Consider the following 15,466-nt stretch of genomic DNA (forward strand, 5'->3'; position numbering starts at 1 on the left):
CCGATCAGCCAAAGGGATAGGTGCGGAATGATGAAATCAACCATGGGACGCCGGAAAGAAACCAGCAATATCGGTTTGTTTCTCATAATCCTTTACATGTTTTTTGAGTACGTTCGGCCACAGAGTTTTATTGCCGGGCTTGCGCCACTGCATATTCCGATGATTGTGCAGTCCATTATCATTCTCTCGCTGTTTTCGTGTGACTTTGAGCGTTTCAAGAAGAGAGAAACTGTTTACTTTTTTCTGCTGCTCTGCCTGATGGCGGCGCACGTGCCGTTTGCAACCAACAACTATTGGGCGTATCAGATAACCAGAAGCATGACTCTGCAATTCGTTGTTTTCTTGGCGATTATCGGCCACCTCCACACGTTCCACAAACTCGGCCTCGTACTGACGCTGTGGATCGCTGTCGCCATCCTTTGCAGCATTGCGGGGATTGCGCAGGGAGGCCGCATCCCCGAATCAGGTTTTCTCGGCGATGAAAATGATTTTGCGCTCTTCCTGAACATGATGATCCCGCTGGCTTTTTTCAGCGGTCAGGCCGCTCGCTCGAAGAGGGCGAAACTTTTTTACTATTCGGGCGTGGCAGTGTTGATCCTCGGAACCGTCTCCTCAATGTCCAGGGGCGGTTTTCTGGGAATGCTCCCGCCTCTTCTGTACTGCTGGTGGAAAACAGACTCGAAACTGAAGACCGGGATAGCGGCCGCACTCGTCGGCTCGCTCCTGGTTGTTTCCTTTATTCCCGACAAGTATTGGACTGAGATGAGCACCATCCAAGAGGAAGGCTTGAACGTGGGAACAGGTTCGCAGCGGGCGTACTTGTGGAGACGCGGATTCGAGATGTTTCAGGATCATCCCTTGATCGGCGTCGGCCCCGGAAACTTCAACTGGAACCTGCGCTATTACGAGCCGCCCGATGGCTTTGCCGGTCGTTCTCATGCCGGACGTCCCTCGCACTCGATCTATTTTACCATGCTGCCGGAACTCGGCATGATGGGAACCTTCTTGATCCTGGGACTGACGTGGGTCAGTCAAATGGAATCACGCCGACTGAATAAGACAATCAGAAAGCGCCTTCCGCCAGACAAGAAAGACGAAGAGACCGGCAGACTGGAGGCTTTCGGATTCGGTTTCACGGGAGCTGTCCTTGCCTATCTCGTCTCCGGAGCATTCCTCTCGGTTCTCTACTACGGGCACTTCTGGTTGATCATTGGTTTCACCGTGGCAACCAATAGGCTTCTGAAGGAGCGCCTGCATCAGTTGGCGGACGAAACAGAAAGCCCCAAGCGAGCATATCATGAGAGTAGCGATAACAGATGGCAATACGCGCGCCGCATTGGCAATCACCCGTTCGCTCGGTAAAAGCGGACATTGGATTGCCGTTGGCGCCGAAACGCGGACGAGTCTTGCGGGCGCCTCGAAATATTGCGCCGAATCCTTTACCTATGATTCCCCCTTCCGGAGCATCAAGGCGGCGGCGCAACAATTGTCGCGTGAAGTGATGCGGCGCAATATAGCCTGTCTCATTCCGGCAGCTGATGTTTCCCTCATTCCAATATTGACGCATCAGGAAACGCTCTTCAACGGCGTCTCCATACCGTATCCACCGCTGCAGATCGCCCTGCAGGCGTCCGACAAACGATTCCTCTTCCCATTGGCCCAGAAGTGTGGTGTCCCGATCCCGAGGACGATTTACTGTGATCAGCCTGTACGGCCGGGAGACATCTATTCGCAAATCTCCAGCTTTCCGGTTATCGTCAAGTCGGCCCGTTCTCTCTTTGTCGAAGCTGACCGGCTCGTGCATGGGGGCGTTTCCTGTGTCTCCAGCCGGGAAGAACTCCGGCGGCTGCTTGCCGCAAAGGACTACCTCCATCGACACTCATTTCTCGTCCAGGAAAGGATCTTCGGAACCGGAATGGGATATTTTGTTCTGCTTCATCAGGGAAAACCGCTGGCTGAATTCAGTCACCGGCGCATACGCGAAAAACCGCCGGCCGGCGGCGTAAGCGTCTATAGTGAGAGCACTCCTCTTCGTTCCGACATCAGAGAATTTTCGCTCAAACTCCTCAATTCCCTGGCTTGGTCGGGCATCGCCATGGTCGAATTCAAACTGGACCGCCGCACGAATCTCCCGATGCTCATGGAAATTAATGGCAGATTCTGGGGGTCCCTGCAGCTTGCGATTGACGCGGGCATTGATTTTCCGACCCTGCTGGTGAATTCCATTTCGAATGGCGCCGAACAGCGGCCGCAAGTTTTCTACAAGCCGTATATACGTTGGAGGTGGCTGTTGGGCGACCTCGACAACATGCTGCTGCGCTGTCTCAAACCGGATAAGTCACTCTCGCTGCCGCCACTGTTTCCCTCGCGGCCACGAACAGTAATGCAGTTCTTATCGGCATTCGGCAGGCGCCATACCGGCTACGATACTCTTGACAGGTCTGACATGCGCCCGTTCCTCTTCGAGTTGCGGTCATATCTGAACCAGTTGTCTCATGATCGAACAAACGATAATGCAAGTCCTTTGGGCATCGAAACTACTCAGCAATCTTGAAAAGGTTCGAGGATGGAAGCATTGGAACGCCATCCTGGACCGGACCTATGCCTTTTACTACCGCGCGCGAAGGCAGACGCCAAGTGCCGTCGTCCGCAAAAAACTCGCTCCTGCTTCCGGCATTATCATCATTATATGCAGGGGCAACGTGTGCAGGAGCGCGTTTCTCGCGAACTATCTGAGGACGATTGTCTATCCGCAGGATCGTTTCACATTCCTATCGGCTGGTCTTCGCACCCGCGACGGAAGCCTGGCTCCACCCGATGCTCTTCTTTGCGCGGCGGACTACGGAATTGATCTGACGTCTCACAGGGGAAAAGCAATTACAGTGATGGACGTTCAAGAAGCTGCCTTGGTAGTCGGCATGGAGCCGATTCATCACATCGAGTTTTTCCTGAGATATTTTAAATGGAGGAGAAAGTTTCTGCTGCTCCGGGCTCTGGAGGACCGCCCTCTTTCCGTCACGGTCCCAGACCCCTTCGAAAAAGGTCCGGAAACATTTCAAGATTGTTTCCGCATCCTGGTGGAGAATGGAAACGCGCTGATGATCGCGCTCCAGGCATTTGGAGAACGGCACGTATGATCCGGATCGCTCATCTCTTCGACACTTCCGGCCCCGGCGGGGCCGAAACCGTCCTCGTAAGCCTCGTGCGCGGACTCGATCCAAAACGGTTCGATTCCGTTGCATGCATTCGTGAGAACAGTTGGATGCACAGGCAGCTCGAGCAAAAGTGTGTTCTCTCTTTTCTCACGGTCCCGCGCACCTACGATGTGCGTTTTGTCGCCGGTCTCAGAAAACTCATCAAACAACTGCACATCGACCTCGTGCATTCCCACGAGTTTTTCATGAACTTCTACGGTACTGCGGCCGCCGCAGCGGCTGGGATCCCGAGCATTGCCACCGTCCACGGACAAACCCCCTATGCGGCCGAAAAGCTGCGCCGCCGGCTGGCGTGCCGGCTCGTCGCATCCCGCGGATGCATGGTGGCCGTCTCGAACCAGGTCGCCGCAAGATTTCACAACGAGGTCGGAATATCACGGGATCGAATTCGCACAATCTACAACGGAATAGATATCGACGTCTATGGCGACAATGAAAGGCTCGACGACCTGCGGCATGAATTAAATCTCCCCGCGGGAACCCCCCTGGTCGGCATGGTGGGAAATCTCTACCCGGTCAAGGGTTATCCTTTTTTTCTCGAAGCAATGAGCCTTGTGAAGCAGAAATTCCCCTTGGCGAACTTTATCATCTGCGGTCGCGGGAAGCTTCAGGCGGAACTTGAAATGCAGGCGCGCCATCTTAACCTTTCGGGCTCGCTGAAGTTTCTCGGGTTCCGCCCGGACGTGCCCCGCCTGCTTCGGCTGATGGACGTGTTCGTGCTCTCCTCGCTTTCGGAGGGTCTTTCGCTGTCCATCCTGGAAGCGATGGCGGCCGCCAGGCCGGTCGTGGTAACCGATGTGGGCGGGAATCACGAGATAGTCGTCGAGGGAGAGACGGGGTTTCTCGTTCAGCCGCGTAATGCAAAGGCCTTAGCTGAAAAAGTGTGCTACCTGCTGGGCAATGATAGCGTCGCCCGGAGGATGGGCGAAAACGGCAGAACCCGCGCCGCAGCGGTTTTCAGTCGCGAGATAATGCTTCGCAATTACGAACACCTGTACGAAGCCTTGGTTCATAACGGTCGGGTAAAACAATGATCGATGAAATCTTTTTCATCTCATTCTTTCTGCTACTCTATCCGGTGTTCCTTTATCCCGTGTGCATGCTCCTCCTCTACAATCTGCGGCGGCGTCCCATTATCCGGAACCCTTTCCCGGGGAAAGTCACGGTTATCATTACGGCTCATAACGAAGAAAGCAAAATTCGAGACAAACTCGAGAATACGCTGAATCAGGATTTTCCGCACGAGCGGTTGCAGATCCTCGTGGCCTCCGATTTCTCGACGGATGCCACCGATTCAATTGTTGGCGCTTATGCCGAGCGTGGAGTCACCCTCATCCGGCCCGACCGCCGCGGCGGAAAAGAATATGCGCAGAAATACGCGGTGGGCAAAGCTACAGGAGATGTAATCGTCTTTTCGGATGTCGGCACGGAGTTAGAGATCGGCGGAATCAGCCGCATCACATCGAACTTCGCAGACCCTACAGTCGGCTGTGTCAGTAGCCGGGATGTATTTCTGGCTCCCGGCCGCGCGGTCTCCGGCGAAGGAATCTATGTCCGGTATGAAATGCTTCTGCGGAAATTGGAAACCGGCGCACACTCAGTCGTGGGTCTCAGCGGCTCATTTTTTGCCGCGCGCACGAACATTTGCGCGGGAATCCGGACAGATACGCAGAGTGACTTTCAAACTCTCCTGAACGCGGTCCGGCTGGGCTACCGCGGGGTGGCCGACCCGCAAGCCATCGGATACTATCGTGAGCTTGCGGCGCCGCATAATGAGTTGCGCCGAAAAATACGAACTGTCCTTCGCGGAATAACCACCTTGATGACAAACGCGGACTTGTTGAACCCGTTGCAGTTCGGTCTCTTTTCATTCCAACTCATCAGCCATAAGCTGCTGAGATGGCTGGTTCCTTTGTTTCTGTTCCTCATGCTTATTACCAGCGCCGCCGGGGCATTCGATAGCGCCCTCTTTCGGCTGGCGTTCCTCGCACAGTGCGTTGCATACGCCCTCGCACTTGCGGCCTTCTTGAACAGGAGAATCTCCCGGATCGGCCCGATGGCGCTTTTCCGGTACGGGCTGATCAGCAATATCGGAATCATCGTTGCCTGGCTCAAGTTTCTCCGAGGCGAAAGAATCGTCTACTGGGAGCCTTCAAAGAGATAGCGACAAAAAACCATTTGTTGCTCCCTCTCAATGTCCGGAAAAGACGCTTAACCGTCAAGTGGGGCTATCTTATGGATGAACCAATCTCTTTCTCTGGGGCAGCAGACGGGTTTGCGGATTCCACGCGCCAGGAATCCTCTGCATCGCACCGACAGCCTTCAGGGCACGTCTGCCACATTATCTCGGGCGATCTGTGGGCCGGAGCTGCCTGCCAGGCATACCATCTCCTGTCTGATCTCATCAAGACCGAGACCATGTTGTTTTCTGCGATCACATTCAATCCCGGAAAGCTGACGAACCAGCTGACATCCATTGGGATGCCGGTGCTCTGCCTCCCCGAGGATAGACTTTCCTCCCTCGAAATTCTTTCCGAAATTCATCGCTATGTTGACAATCACGGGATCGACATCATTCATTGTCACGGCCATAAGGAACAGATTTTCGGCTGCATCGCCAGCCTGCTGTTGCGCAAGAGGGTGAAGGTGGTCAGGACGCTGCACGGCATGCCGGAACCGTACTCCGGATTGGCCGGTGTTCGGGCGAAGTGCTATCAAATACTGCAAAATTGCTGCTCGCTCTTTCTGACCGAAAAAATAGTCGTCGTCTCCAACGATATGAAAGATCGCCTTAAGCAGAGGAAATGGGCGAGAAAACTGATCTGCATCCATAACGGAATTGACCCGGAGAAAGTGAAACCGACGGTTTCACGCGAGCAAATGAAGAATCTGCTTGGCATTGTGGGAGATGATTATGTAATTGGAGTTGCCTGCAGGCTCGTACCAATCAAGAGACTTGATATCCTCCTTCAGACGATGCGATTTCTTCAGCAAAAGCATAAAGAAGTCCTGCTGCTGATTGCGGGCGACGGTCCATTGCTGAGTCAACTGAAGAGACAGGCGCAGCTTCTTGGAATCGAGAAGCGAGTTCGATTCCTCGGCTTCCGTACGGATATCTATGACGTAATGTCTACCTTCGATGTCTTTGTGATGACGTCGGATCATGAGGGTGTTCCGATGGGGTTACTCGAAGCAGTGGCATTGGGAATTCGCGTGGTGGCGCCTGCGGTGGGAGGCATTCCCGAAGTTGTGAACGACCACACAGCTGTCCTGCTTGAAAACCTCAATTGCGAAACCCTGGCGGATTGCCTGCACTCTGAAATTCTGAAGCATCGTGCCGGCGAAAAAGGCCATCTCACGCAAAAGCATCTTCCTCCCTCTTCCGGCGAAACATCCTTGAAAATGGTACAACTGTATGAAAATATCGGAATCTCCCGCAAGAGAAAATAAGGCACTCCGGGTCGTTGGACTTATTCAGGGCCGCGAGGAAGACCCGCTGAGTCGAGCCGGCGTTAACTTCCGCTTCTACAAGGAATTCAGGCGTCGAGCCACCGTTGTCAAAGTCATCGACGTTGAACCCGCCGGATTGCGGCGCATATCGCTGGCGCTCCGCTCCTTTCACCCCGACCGCAAGCGCTGGGCGCGCCGATTCTATGAGAACCCGGTCATTTTCATGGCTCGAACGCGGCTTGCGGAAGAACAATTGCACGAACTGGACAACTCATACGATGTGATCCTGCAGGATGGCGCCATGTGGATGCCCGGCCGCCGAAATGATCATAAACCGTTGCTCACATATCATGACAGCAATGTCATCCTTGGCAGTAGCGGCGGTCCCTATGCCCAGGGCTCGCATTATCGGGGAGAGACGCTCCGGCGGGCGATAGCTCTCGAGAAGGAGGTATACAATCGCGCTTCGCGGGTGGTCACCTTCTCCGAGTGGGTGCGAAACTCGATGGTCCGCGATTTTCAAGTGCCGGAAGGTAAGACCAAAGTGGCCAAGCCCGGTGTCAATTTTGATATCCCCACCGACTTCCAGAAGCGGTATGATGAACGAACCATCCTCTTTGTCGGTCGGAACTTCGAACGAAAAGGTGGGCCGGTTCTCCTTCGGGCTTTTCGGCGCGTGCGAGAGATGCTGAAGAGGGCAAAACTGATCATCCTCGGCTGCTCACCACCCGTCTCACAGGATGGTGTCATCGTCAAAGGCCTGATCCCGCGGGAGCGCGAGGATGAAATTGAGGAGCTCTATCAGTCGGCATCGGTTTTCGCGCTGCCTTCCAGGTTTGAGCCGTTTGGACTCGTCTTTCTTGAGGCAATGGCATATAGGCTGCCGTGCGTGGGGACAAACATCTGTGCGATGCCGGAAATCATCGGCGACGGAGAGTGCGGATTTCTGGTCCGACCCGACGATCACAAAGGTCTTGCGGAAAAGCTGATTATCCTGCTGGAAAATCCGAAGTTGATGCGGCAAATGGGCGAGAGAGGATACAGCAAAGTCACAACCGACTATACCTGGGAACAGTTCGCACGCTCTATTCATCGGTACTGTAAGGAAATTGTCTAATAAACCGAGCTTACGCGAAGAAAAAGGATCGAGATATGCTGCCGGAGAGGAGGAATACAGTGGGCAGATTCACCTGTAAAGTTCTGAGTTACCATCGCGTTTTGCCGGCGGACCTTCTCTCGGGACAACTAACGCAGCGTTCGCTGCTGGTGCCGGCGGAGTCGTTCCGGCGCCATATGATGTACATACGGAAGAACTACCGTGTTGTGACTGCGGATGAACTGGCTCGCGCGCTCCATTCCGGCAAGGGGTTCAGTCAGCCTTCGTGTGCGGTCACATTTGATGACGGCTGGCGTGACAACTATTTGTATGCCTTTCCCATTCTCAAAGAATTCGCCATTCCCGCCACTCTTTTTGTGGCCGTGAATCATATAGAAACGGGGCAGGATTTCTGGCCGGAACGCTTGGCGCGACTTCTTTCTTCCATTGAATCATCCAATCCGAACCTGGATCTCCTAAAGGAAATGCTACCGATCAAGGCGAACGCCCATTCAACTCCGGCCGAATTCGCGAATCTCGCAACCATCTCCCTGAAAGACAAGCCGCTCGCTCGTATTGAGCAAATACTGGCACAACTTGAAGCGATGCCGGGACTGAGGCGCAACCACATCAGAACGGAACGCCCCATCTCCTATTGGCATGAACTCGAAGAAATGATCGAGTCGGGCCTTGTCACAGTGGGGTCGCACACGCTGTCGCATGTGATATTGCCCCGCGAGGACGACAAGGTGCGCACGGAAGAGGTTGTTCGATCGAGGGAAATTATCGAGGAAAAGCTTCGCCGGCCCGTCCTCCATTTTGCATATCCGAACGGTGAATTTGACGACGCAACAGAATCCCTCGTCAAGGATTCAGGTTACCGTTCCGCCTTCACCTGCCTTAATGGGGTCAACGGTGCGACCACTTCTCCCTATCGCATCAGGCGCATCCACATCTTTGATCCGCAGGATACCGGCCAAAACGGTTTCTCGGAGATTCAATTCTCAATAAGGATTTCCAATTGTTATCAATATATAAAGAGATGCCGGAATCTTCTCACCAGGCGAAGGTATTAAATAATGTTCGAACAATCCGCACAAATGAAAAGCAATTACGGAGGAACGCAAGAGGACCTTCCCGTTGTATCGATCATTGTTCCCGCATATAATTCCCGGGCCACGATCGGGCCCTGCCTGCAATCGATTCGCGCCCTCGAATATCCGGCAGAAAAAATCGAGCTTATCGTGATCGATAATGGCTCAAAGGACGAAACGAGAGACATAGCTGCCAAGGCGGGCGCAACAGTAATCGTTCGCTCCGACATTTTCGTCTCCGAGATGCGAAATGTGGCGGCCAAGCAGGCGCGCGGAGAAGTTTTTGCCTTCGTCGATTCCGATTGCGTCATCGCTGCCGACTGGCTCATTAACGCGCTTCGCCATCTCAAGAACGAGGCGGTCGGCGCAGCCGGGTGCGGATATGCGCTCGGCGCCTCTCCTTGCTGGATCGAACGGCATTGGTTTTATCTGCATTTGGACTCAGGCGCTCGCGCCGTCACATTCCTGCCGGCGGGAAACATGGCGGTGCGGCAATCAGTGTTTCAAAAAGTGGGCGGCTTCGATCCCCACCTTGAGACGGGCGAGGACAGCGACCTCTGCCTACGGCTTCGCAAAGAGGGATTTCAGATCATTTCGGATGGCGCAATCAGAAACGTCCATCTTGGAAATCCGAAGTCCCTGCGGAAATTCCTCCGCAAGGAAATCTGGTACGGGAAAGGCCTGGCCGCTTGTATGAATTCGCACGATTGGAAGGATCGCACCTTTGTGCTGACCAACCTGTTTCTGGTTTCCCTCTTTGGGATGGCGGCAGGAATAATCCTCTCTCTGCTCGCCGGAAATCCAATTCTTCTGATTTGCGGACTCAGCGGAGCAATAATGGTAGTTCTTGTTTCGACCGCTTACCGTACTATCCAAAGACGGTCGTTAACCAGCTTCTTTCATCTTGCAGTCCTGCATGCCGTCTACTATCTCGGCCGATCCATCTCGCTGTCCGAAATCTATTGCCGTCACATTGCAGCAGTGTTTCGGGTCTTCGGGAGAAGACGAAGCGCTAAATCAGAAATACTGAAATGAGGAAAGTCTTTTTTCGAAAAGGGGGTAGCATCTCCAGCTTCTCGCTGAAGATGAACATCCGAGACATCTGGTAAAAGCAAGGAGGACAGGAGACATGCACCCGACTATCGCGCGCCATGCCATCTATCTGCCCGTCCGCAAGGCTCTCGGGGGGAATCTTGAGACAGCCATTGAACGCCAGACGGCTCTCGAGCGTCTGCCCCACGATCGATTGAGAGCATATCAGGAGAAAGCCCTGAAAAGACTCATCGATCATGCCATAAAAAACATACCCTTTTATCGGGACTTGGGGATGAGGCGCCTTGATGTGAAAGGAGGGAGCCCGCTGGAAATCATCCAGCACTTTCCGATCACCTCCAAAGTCCGCCTCCGAAGCGATCTTCGATCGTTTATCGCCGATGGCCACAAAGTATCGTGGCGCTCCACAAGCGGTTCGACGGGCTTTCCTTTTCGCTTTTGCAAAGATCGCCTGGCGCTGCTGCATATGGACGCCGCAATGCATGCCGCATATAGCTGGCATGACATACAAATCGGTGACAGACAGGCGCGTATTTGGGGCAGGCGGCTGAACCGAAAGCAGAAATTCCTTCAAGACATCAAGGATCTGCTGCTCAACCGCCGGCGATTATCGGCCTTTGAAATTACATCTGAGTCTTCCCGTTTCTTCTTTGCTGTGCTCGACAAATTGCGACCGGCGTTTCTTTACTGTTATCCGAATGCGGCCGTGCTTTTCGCCCGCCACCTTCGACAGATGCGACTCAATGCACGCTCGCTTTCTCTAAAAGCCATTATTTGCACAAGTGAACCACTACTTGAACTTCATCGCAATATTCTCACGGATGTATTTGCCTGTTCCATAATCAATGAATACGGGAACAGTGAAAACGGGATTCTTGGAATCGAGTGCGAGCGCGGGAACATGCATGTTCTTTCCGGCAATGTGATCCTCGAGGTTCGTCATAAAGATAAACCGGCTCCTCCGGGCATAGAGGGACAGATCGTCGTTACGGAACTACATAGCCGCTCCATTCCTTTCATCCGATACCAGACCGAGGACTTTGGCAGTCTGACAACTGAGCCATGTCCCTGTGGACGGACATTTCCTGTTATAAAGCTTTCCCCTACCCGGGGGTCCAGCGTCATTGCCTGCCCGGACGGACGCAAAGTTCATGATGCTCTTCTCGCCTATATTTTTCATGAAGGTGTGCTTCAGTTTCGGGTGGTGCAGGAGGCCCTCACCAGTCTTAGCGTTGAAGTGGTGCCCGATCACAATTATTCAAAGGGTCTGGAAGAAAACTACCGAAACAAGCTGCTCGAATACTGCGGCGCCGGTATGAACATCACCTTTAAGAAACGGGAAGCAATCCAACCGGAACAAAGCGGCAAGGTTTCTTATTTTGTTTCCCGGCTGCGGGAGACACGGAATTGAAAAGTCTCACTAAGAGTATTAAGGAGCCCATATGAATCCCGTGATCGCAAGACATGCCATATATTTGCCCATTCAAAGGGCGCTTGGCGGGGACTTGAAAGTTGCGCTACGCTTTCATGCCGACATCGAACGCCAACCCGAGTCTGAATTGGAAAAGTATCAGGAAGGGGCCTTGAAGGAGCTTCTCGATCATGTATTCTCAAATGTTCCCTTCTATCGGGAAATCGTCCGCAAACAACCCGATCTCCGCACAAAAGATCCGTTTGATATCCTCGCGCGCCTTCCCATCGTCTCGAAGGCGGACATACGAGAGGACATCAGTCTCTTTCGAGATAGCAAATACACTCCCTTCTGGCGCAGCACAAGCGGGTCGACCGGTCTCCCCTTTCGCTTCTGCAAGGATCGTCCCTCCCTGCTCCAGATGGATGCCGCAATGCATGCAGTATATTCCTGGTACGGCATCGAAATCGGAGACAGACAGGCGAGAATCTGGGGCCGCGCCCTTCGCCCCCGCCAGCGAATGGCGCAAGGGGTAAAAGACCTTTTGCTCAATCGTCGGCGACTTTCGGCCTTCGGAATCACCCGCGAGACCTCACGCACATTTTTCTCCGCACTGGAACGGTTTCGGCCGGCCTTCATCTACTGCTATCCCAATGCCGCAGTCCTGTTCGCCCGATATCTCAACGATATGAGCCTGAACGGCAGAGCCCTCTCCCTAAAAGCCATCATCTGCACGAGTGAACCCCTGCTCGAAAACCACCGCTCATTCCTCACCGACGCATTCGGCTGCCCGGTCATCAGCGAGTACGGGAACAGTGAAAATGGCATTTTGGCATTCGAGTGCGAGAGAGGACAGATGCACGCGCTTTGCGGAAATGTGATCCTCGAGTTCCTCAACAACGGCAAACCTGCCTCCCCCGGCTGTCTCGCGGAAATAGCCGTCACGGAACTGCATAGTCGATCCATTCCCTTTATCCGGTATCGGACCGGTGATCTTGGCGCACCGCGCGCCGAAAGGTGCACGTGTGGCAGGCCGCTTCCGCTTGTCCAACTCTCGTGCGGACGCGACCATAGCTTCATTCTGCGGCCCGACGGTACCCGGGTACATGCAGCGCTGCTTGCCTACATCCTGAAACAGGGAATCCTTCAGTTCCGCGTCATCCAACTCAACTTGCGCGAACTTATCGTCGAATTCGTCCCGGACCACACGTATACGGACGGACTCGAGCGCATTTTCCGCAAGCGCCTCCACAAGTATTTCGGCAAGGAGTTTTTCATTCGGTTCCGAAAAGTTGCACACATTCCCCCTGAGAAGAACGGAAAGGTTTTGTACTTTGTCTCGCAAATAGGTACACAGCTCTAGTTGTCCTATTTCTTTTTTGAAGCGGCCTTACGCATTATCCGTCCGCTTTCCTCGCGCGTGACCGCAATGCTCAATTAGTACTATTGAAGCTAATGTGAACAATTTTAGGATTCGCTGATCACTTTTTTACATGCAGTTCACCGACTGGTAATTGAGGAGAAGATTGGCGGCAAACGCTTATATTACTTGAGGGATAACTCGATTATAGCCCGTCGCTTTAGGGGCCGGCACTGTTAATCCGCCTATTAAGAAGCAACTTATGCTAGGACTATGCTCGCTGCTTGCATTTTATCGAAACCATATGATAGACTCATTGCCGTCCCCACCTTGAATTTCCATTGGAGAAGGCTAAACCGAGAGGGAAGCATTATGGGGAGCAACATGTGCGAACGAGTGCTAAAGGTGTTTGCTGGGGCGGCGGGTGTGATTGCGATCGCGCTCACGTGCACCAGCGGAATCGCAGAAGGAGGAATTCTTTTTTCCAGTAGTTGGAACACCGCGACAGGCTCTTCGTCAACCGCAATCAATGATGGCGGCAAATGGACTTCCGGTTACAACACGCCACCCCTGCAAAATCCATACGTATCATCGGGTGGACCGGACGGCCAGAATTTCCTTAACATGGTTACGGTGGGCGGCGGCGGCTGGGGCAATCCGTACTACATGAACTGGTTTATCAATGGTTCAGATATTTTCCACGACCCGAACGACCTGTACGTCCGAGTATACTTCCGCGTTCACCAGAGTTGGGTAGACAATCTGCATAACAGCAATCACTGGTTTCAGGGGGTTGACAATTCCGATAACAGGGACACCAAGCATTATCTGCGTTTCGAAGGGAGACCGGGTGAATTGCCTGGCGTCGGTTCCAGGTGGGTCATCGGAGTCGGCATAAATGCAGTCGACCAGGTTTATAAAGCCAATATCACGATGGAAGCCGAACGGTGGTATTGCTACGAGATCAATGTGCATAGAATCGACTCCAGCCGGGAACGTTGGTACATGCGGCTCGACGGCGTCGACATCACCGACAAATTTCTGTGCACGGGCGGCTCTAATTACGGAAAATGGCTGGGCGACTTGTACGACCAGGGCTTCAGCTGGACCAACGAGTATCACGGAAATCTCTGGATGTGCACGTATGATGAGAGTACCCTCAACGACGGGTGGGATGTGGCGCTCATCGAAGTCAGGGATGACCGCTGGCCCGGTCCCATCGGCGGTTCTTCGGAGGATAGCACCCCGCCTACTGGAACGATACAGATAAGCGGACCGAACGGGATGACGGAGCGCACGGGAACTGCGTCAGTAACTCTCGCCCTGAGCGCCTCAGACAGCGACAGCGGAATGGGCGCCGGCGCTGAGATGCAGTTCAGCAACAATGGAACGCTCTGGAGTTTGGCTGAGCCCTACAAGACAACGAAGGCATGGGATCTTACTGATATTCCGGCCGGCACCGAACAAGTCAGAACGGTCTACGTGAAATTCAAGGACGTCGCCGGCAATTGGTCGGCGCCGATAACCGACACAATCATCCTGGACAAGCAGCCGCCGAATCCTCCGGCCAGCATAGCGATAGAATAGACTCAGGATACCTTTCTGGCACCGAGGGTGCAGCTCTTGCTGCACCCTCTTCTTATCCGCTCCTTGCGCCACATTTGAATCTGAAAATGTCTATTGTCGGAGATAATTTTCCGGTGCCCGTACTTGATCAAAAGCAGGTCGACCGCAACCGAATGCTTTGCCATTCTGCGAAACCCATCCCGCGCGTATCGAAGGAGCGGGAATCCGTCTTCGATTTGCCCCTAACGATAGCTTTGCTCGGCTTGGACTGCGGGGTCTCCACCTTCAGAGTCTCCATTGCCATTTTCCTTTCAGGTGTGCCGATGTTAGAGTAATGTGTACTGGTCGCCCTATGAGAAACGCACTGACAATCGACGTTGAAGATTACTTTCAGGTGGAGAGCTTCAAATCCCTGGTCAAGTTCGAATCCTGGGAGCAATTTGCTCTGCGCGTGGAGGCGAATGTCGACCGCCTGTTGGCAATTCTTGAGGAAGAGCAAATAAGATGCACTTTTTTCGTCCTCGGATGGATTGCTGACCGTGCTCCTCAAGTCGTCCGCCGCATTCACGGACAAGGACATGAGGTCGCCAGTCACGGCTATGCGCATCAGATGGTAACCGGACAGACGCCGGGCGAATTCCGTGACGACATCCATAAGGCGAAATCAATTCTTGAAGATATTACCGGCGAGGGGATATTAGGGTACCGGGCGCCAACCTTCTCTGTAACCCGCAATACTTTCTGGGCCCTTGATGCGCTGGTGGAGGAAGGTTTTCTTTATGATTCGAGTGTCTTCCCCGTTCGCCACGACCGCTACGGCATTCCGGATTGGACACAATACATCACGCGCGTCCAGCTTCGCAATGGAGCCTCCATACTGGAGGTCCCACCGTTGACCGCAAAGGTGCTGGGAACCAACATCCCCCTGGGCGGCGGCGGTTATTTCCGCCTCGCTCCATTATGGCTGTCCCGCTGGGCAATCCTGCGCTTCAATTCGGTCGGTCATCCGGCAGTGATCTACCTGCATCCCTGGGAAATCGACGCAAGTCAGCCACGCTTCCCCCTCCCCCCCCTGCAGAGGTTTCGGCACTACGTCAACATTGAGACGACCGAAAGGAAGCTTCGCCGCCTCTTGGCAGGCGCCCGGTTTACTTCAGTGAGAAACGTGCTTTCGCTCTAAGGACAGAAGCGCCTGCTGTGGATACTTTTCAGAGGGGGTGA

Annotated in this window: 13 protein-coding genes; all 13 read left to right on the plus strand. The window is 53.7% G+C overall.

Translation table 11 applies throughout. The features are described 5' to 3' along the window. The first annotated feature begins 27 nt into the window (after positions 1-27). The 13 genes from C4520_11000 to C4520_11060 all read left to right on the plus strand — a co-directional run bounded on the left by C4520_11000 (position 28) and on the right by C4520_11060 (position 15,425). Positions 28-1,362, plus strand: a complete 1,335-nt coding sequence (locus C4520_11000; GenBank protein ID RJP20676.1) for a hypothetical protein — start codon at positions 28-30, stop codon at positions 1,360-1,362. Next, the gene (locus tag C4520_11005) at positions 1,337-2,554 is read left to right on the plus strand and encodes a hypothetical protein (protein ID RJP20677.1); all 1,218 of its coding nucleotides are present in this window, start codon (positions 1,337-1,339) and stop codon (positions 2,552-2,554) included. The genes C4520_11000 and C4520_11005 overlap by 26 nt, the downstream gene beginning before the upstream one ends. Then, a complete protein-coding gene (locus tag C4520_11010) occupies positions 2,496-3,137 on the plus strand; it encodes a hypothetical protein (protein ID RJP20678.1) in 642 nt (213 codons plus the stop codon). The genes C4520_11005 and C4520_11010 overlap by 59 nt, the downstream gene beginning before the upstream one ends. Next, the gene (locus C4520_11015; GenBank protein ID RJP20679.1) at positions 3,134-4,249 is read left to right on the plus strand and encodes a glycosyltransferase; all 1,116 of its coding nucleotides are present in this window, start codon (positions 3,134-3,136) and stop codon (positions 4,247-4,249) included. Before C4520_11010 ends, C4520_11015 begins: the two co-directional genes overlap by 4 nt. Then, positions 4,246-5,379 (plus strand): glycosyltransferase, encoded by a 1,134-nt coding sequence (locus C4520_11020; protein ID RJP20680.1) that lies wholly within the window; start codon positions 4,246-4,248, stop codon positions 5,377-5,379. The genes C4520_11015 and C4520_11020 overlap by 4 nt, the downstream gene beginning before the upstream one ends. A gap of 71 nt (positions 5,380-5,450) precedes the next feature. After that, entirely contained in the window at positions 5,451-6,665 is a 1,215-nt protein-coding gene (locus tag C4520_11025) for a glycosyltransferase family 1 protein (protein ID RJP20681.1), read from the plus strand. Then, positions 6,631-7,782 carry a glycosyltransferase family 1 protein gene (locus C4520_11030; GenBank protein ID RJP20682.1) on the plus strand — a complete coding sequence of 384 codons (1,152 nt, stop codon included), beginning with the start codon at positions 6,631-6,633 and terminating at the stop codon, positions 7,780-7,782. Before C4520_11025 ends, C4520_11030 begins: the two co-directional genes overlap by 35 nt. A gap of 35 nt (positions 7,783-7,817) precedes the next feature. Then, on the plus strand, positions 7,818-8,837 hold the full coding sequence (locus C4520_11035) for a polysaccharide deacetylase family protein (GenBank protein ID RJP20683.1): 1,020 nt from the start codon (positions 7,818-7,820) through the stop codon (positions 8,835-8,837). Between the two features lie 3 nt (positions 8,838-8,840). Next, positions 8,841-9,890, plus strand: coding sequence for a glycosyltransferase (locus C4520_11040; GenBank protein RJP20684.1), 1,050 nt, complete (start codon positions 8,841-8,843; stop codon positions 9,888-9,890). Between the two features lie 94 nt (positions 9,891-9,984). Further along, positions 9,985-11,319, plus strand: a complete 1,335-nt coding sequence (locus tag C4520_11045) for a phenylacetate--CoA ligase family protein (GenBank protein RJP20685.1) — start codon at positions 9,985-9,987, stop codon at positions 11,317-11,319. Positions 11,320-11,350: 31 nt separating this feature from the next. Further along, positions 11,351-12,682 carry a phenylacetate--CoA ligase family protein gene (locus C4520_11050; GenBank protein ID RJP20686.1) on the plus strand — a complete coding sequence of 444 codons (1,332 nt, stop codon included), beginning with the start codon at positions 11,351-11,353 and terminating at the stop codon, positions 12,680-12,682. A gap of 369 nt (positions 12,683-13,051) precedes the next feature. Continuing rightward, positions 13,052-14,266 (plus strand): hypothetical protein, encoded by a 1,215-nt coding sequence (locus tag C4520_11055; protein RJP20687.1) that lies wholly within the window; start codon positions 13,052-13,054, stop codon positions 14,264-14,266. A gap of 331 nt (positions 14,267-14,597) precedes the next feature. Next, positions 14,598-15,425, plus strand: a complete 828-nt coding sequence (locus C4520_11060) for a DUF3473 domain-containing protein (GenBank protein ID RJP20688.1) — start codon at positions 14,598-14,600, stop codon at positions 15,423-15,425. The last annotated feature ends 41 nt before the right edge of the window (positions 15,426-15,466 follow it).

The organism is Candidatus Abyssobacteria bacterium SURF_5 (genome assembly GCA_003598085.1).
GTDB lineage: Bacteria > Abyssobacteria > SURF-5 > SURF-5 > SURF-5 > SURF-5.

What these genes read in the sequence shown, in the direction of transcription:
- C4520_11030 (RJP20682.1), top strand. Translation starts at nt 6,631, where the DNA reads ATGAAAATATCGGAATCTCCCGCAAGAGAAAATAAGGCACTCCGGGTC.
- C4520_11040 (RJP20684.1), top strand. Translation starts at nt 8,841, where the DNA reads ATGTTCGAACAATCCGCACAAATGAAAAGCAATTACGGAGGAACGCAA.
- C4520_11025 (RJP20681.1), top strand. Translation starts at nt 5,451, where the DNA reads ATGGATGAACCAATCTCTTTCTCTGGGGCAGCAGACGGGTTTGCGGAT.
- C4520_11055 (RJP20687.1), top strand. Translation starts at nt 13,052, where the DNA reads ATGGGGAGCAACATGTGCGAACGAGTGCTAAAGGTGTTTGCTGGGGCG.
- C4520_11045 (RJP20685.1), top strand. Translation starts at nt 9,985, where the DNA reads ATGCACCCGACTATCGCGCGCCATGCCATCTATCTGCCCGTCCGCAAG.
- C4520_11035 (RJP20683.1), top strand. Translation starts at nt 7,818, where the DNA reads ATGCTGCCGGAGAGGAGGAATACAGTGGGCAGATTCACCTGTAAAGTT.
- C4520_11015 (RJP20679.1), top strand. Translation starts at nt 3,134, where the DNA reads ATGATCCGGATCGCTCATCTCTTCGACACTTCCGGCCCCGGCGGGGCC.
- C4520_11050 (RJP20686.1), top strand. Translation starts at nt 11,351, where the DNA reads ATGAATCCCGTGATCGCAAGACATGCCATATATTTGCCCATTCAAAGG.
- C4520_11060 (RJP20688.1), top strand. Translation starts at nt 14,598, where the DNA reads ATGAGAAACGCACTGACAATCGACGTTGAAGATTACTTTCAGGTGGAG.
- C4520_11020 (RJP20680.1), top strand. Translation starts at nt 4,246, where the DNA reads ATGATCGATGAAATCTTTTTCATCTCATTCTTTCTGCTACTCTATCCG.
- C4520_11010 (RJP20678.1), top strand. Translation starts at nt 2,496, where the DNA reads ATGATCGAACAAACGATAATGCAAGTCCTTTGGGCATCGAAACTACTC.
- C4520_11000 (RJP20676.1), top strand. Translation starts at nt 28, where the DNA reads ATGATGAAATCAACCATGGGACGCCGGAAAGAAACCAGCAATATCGGT.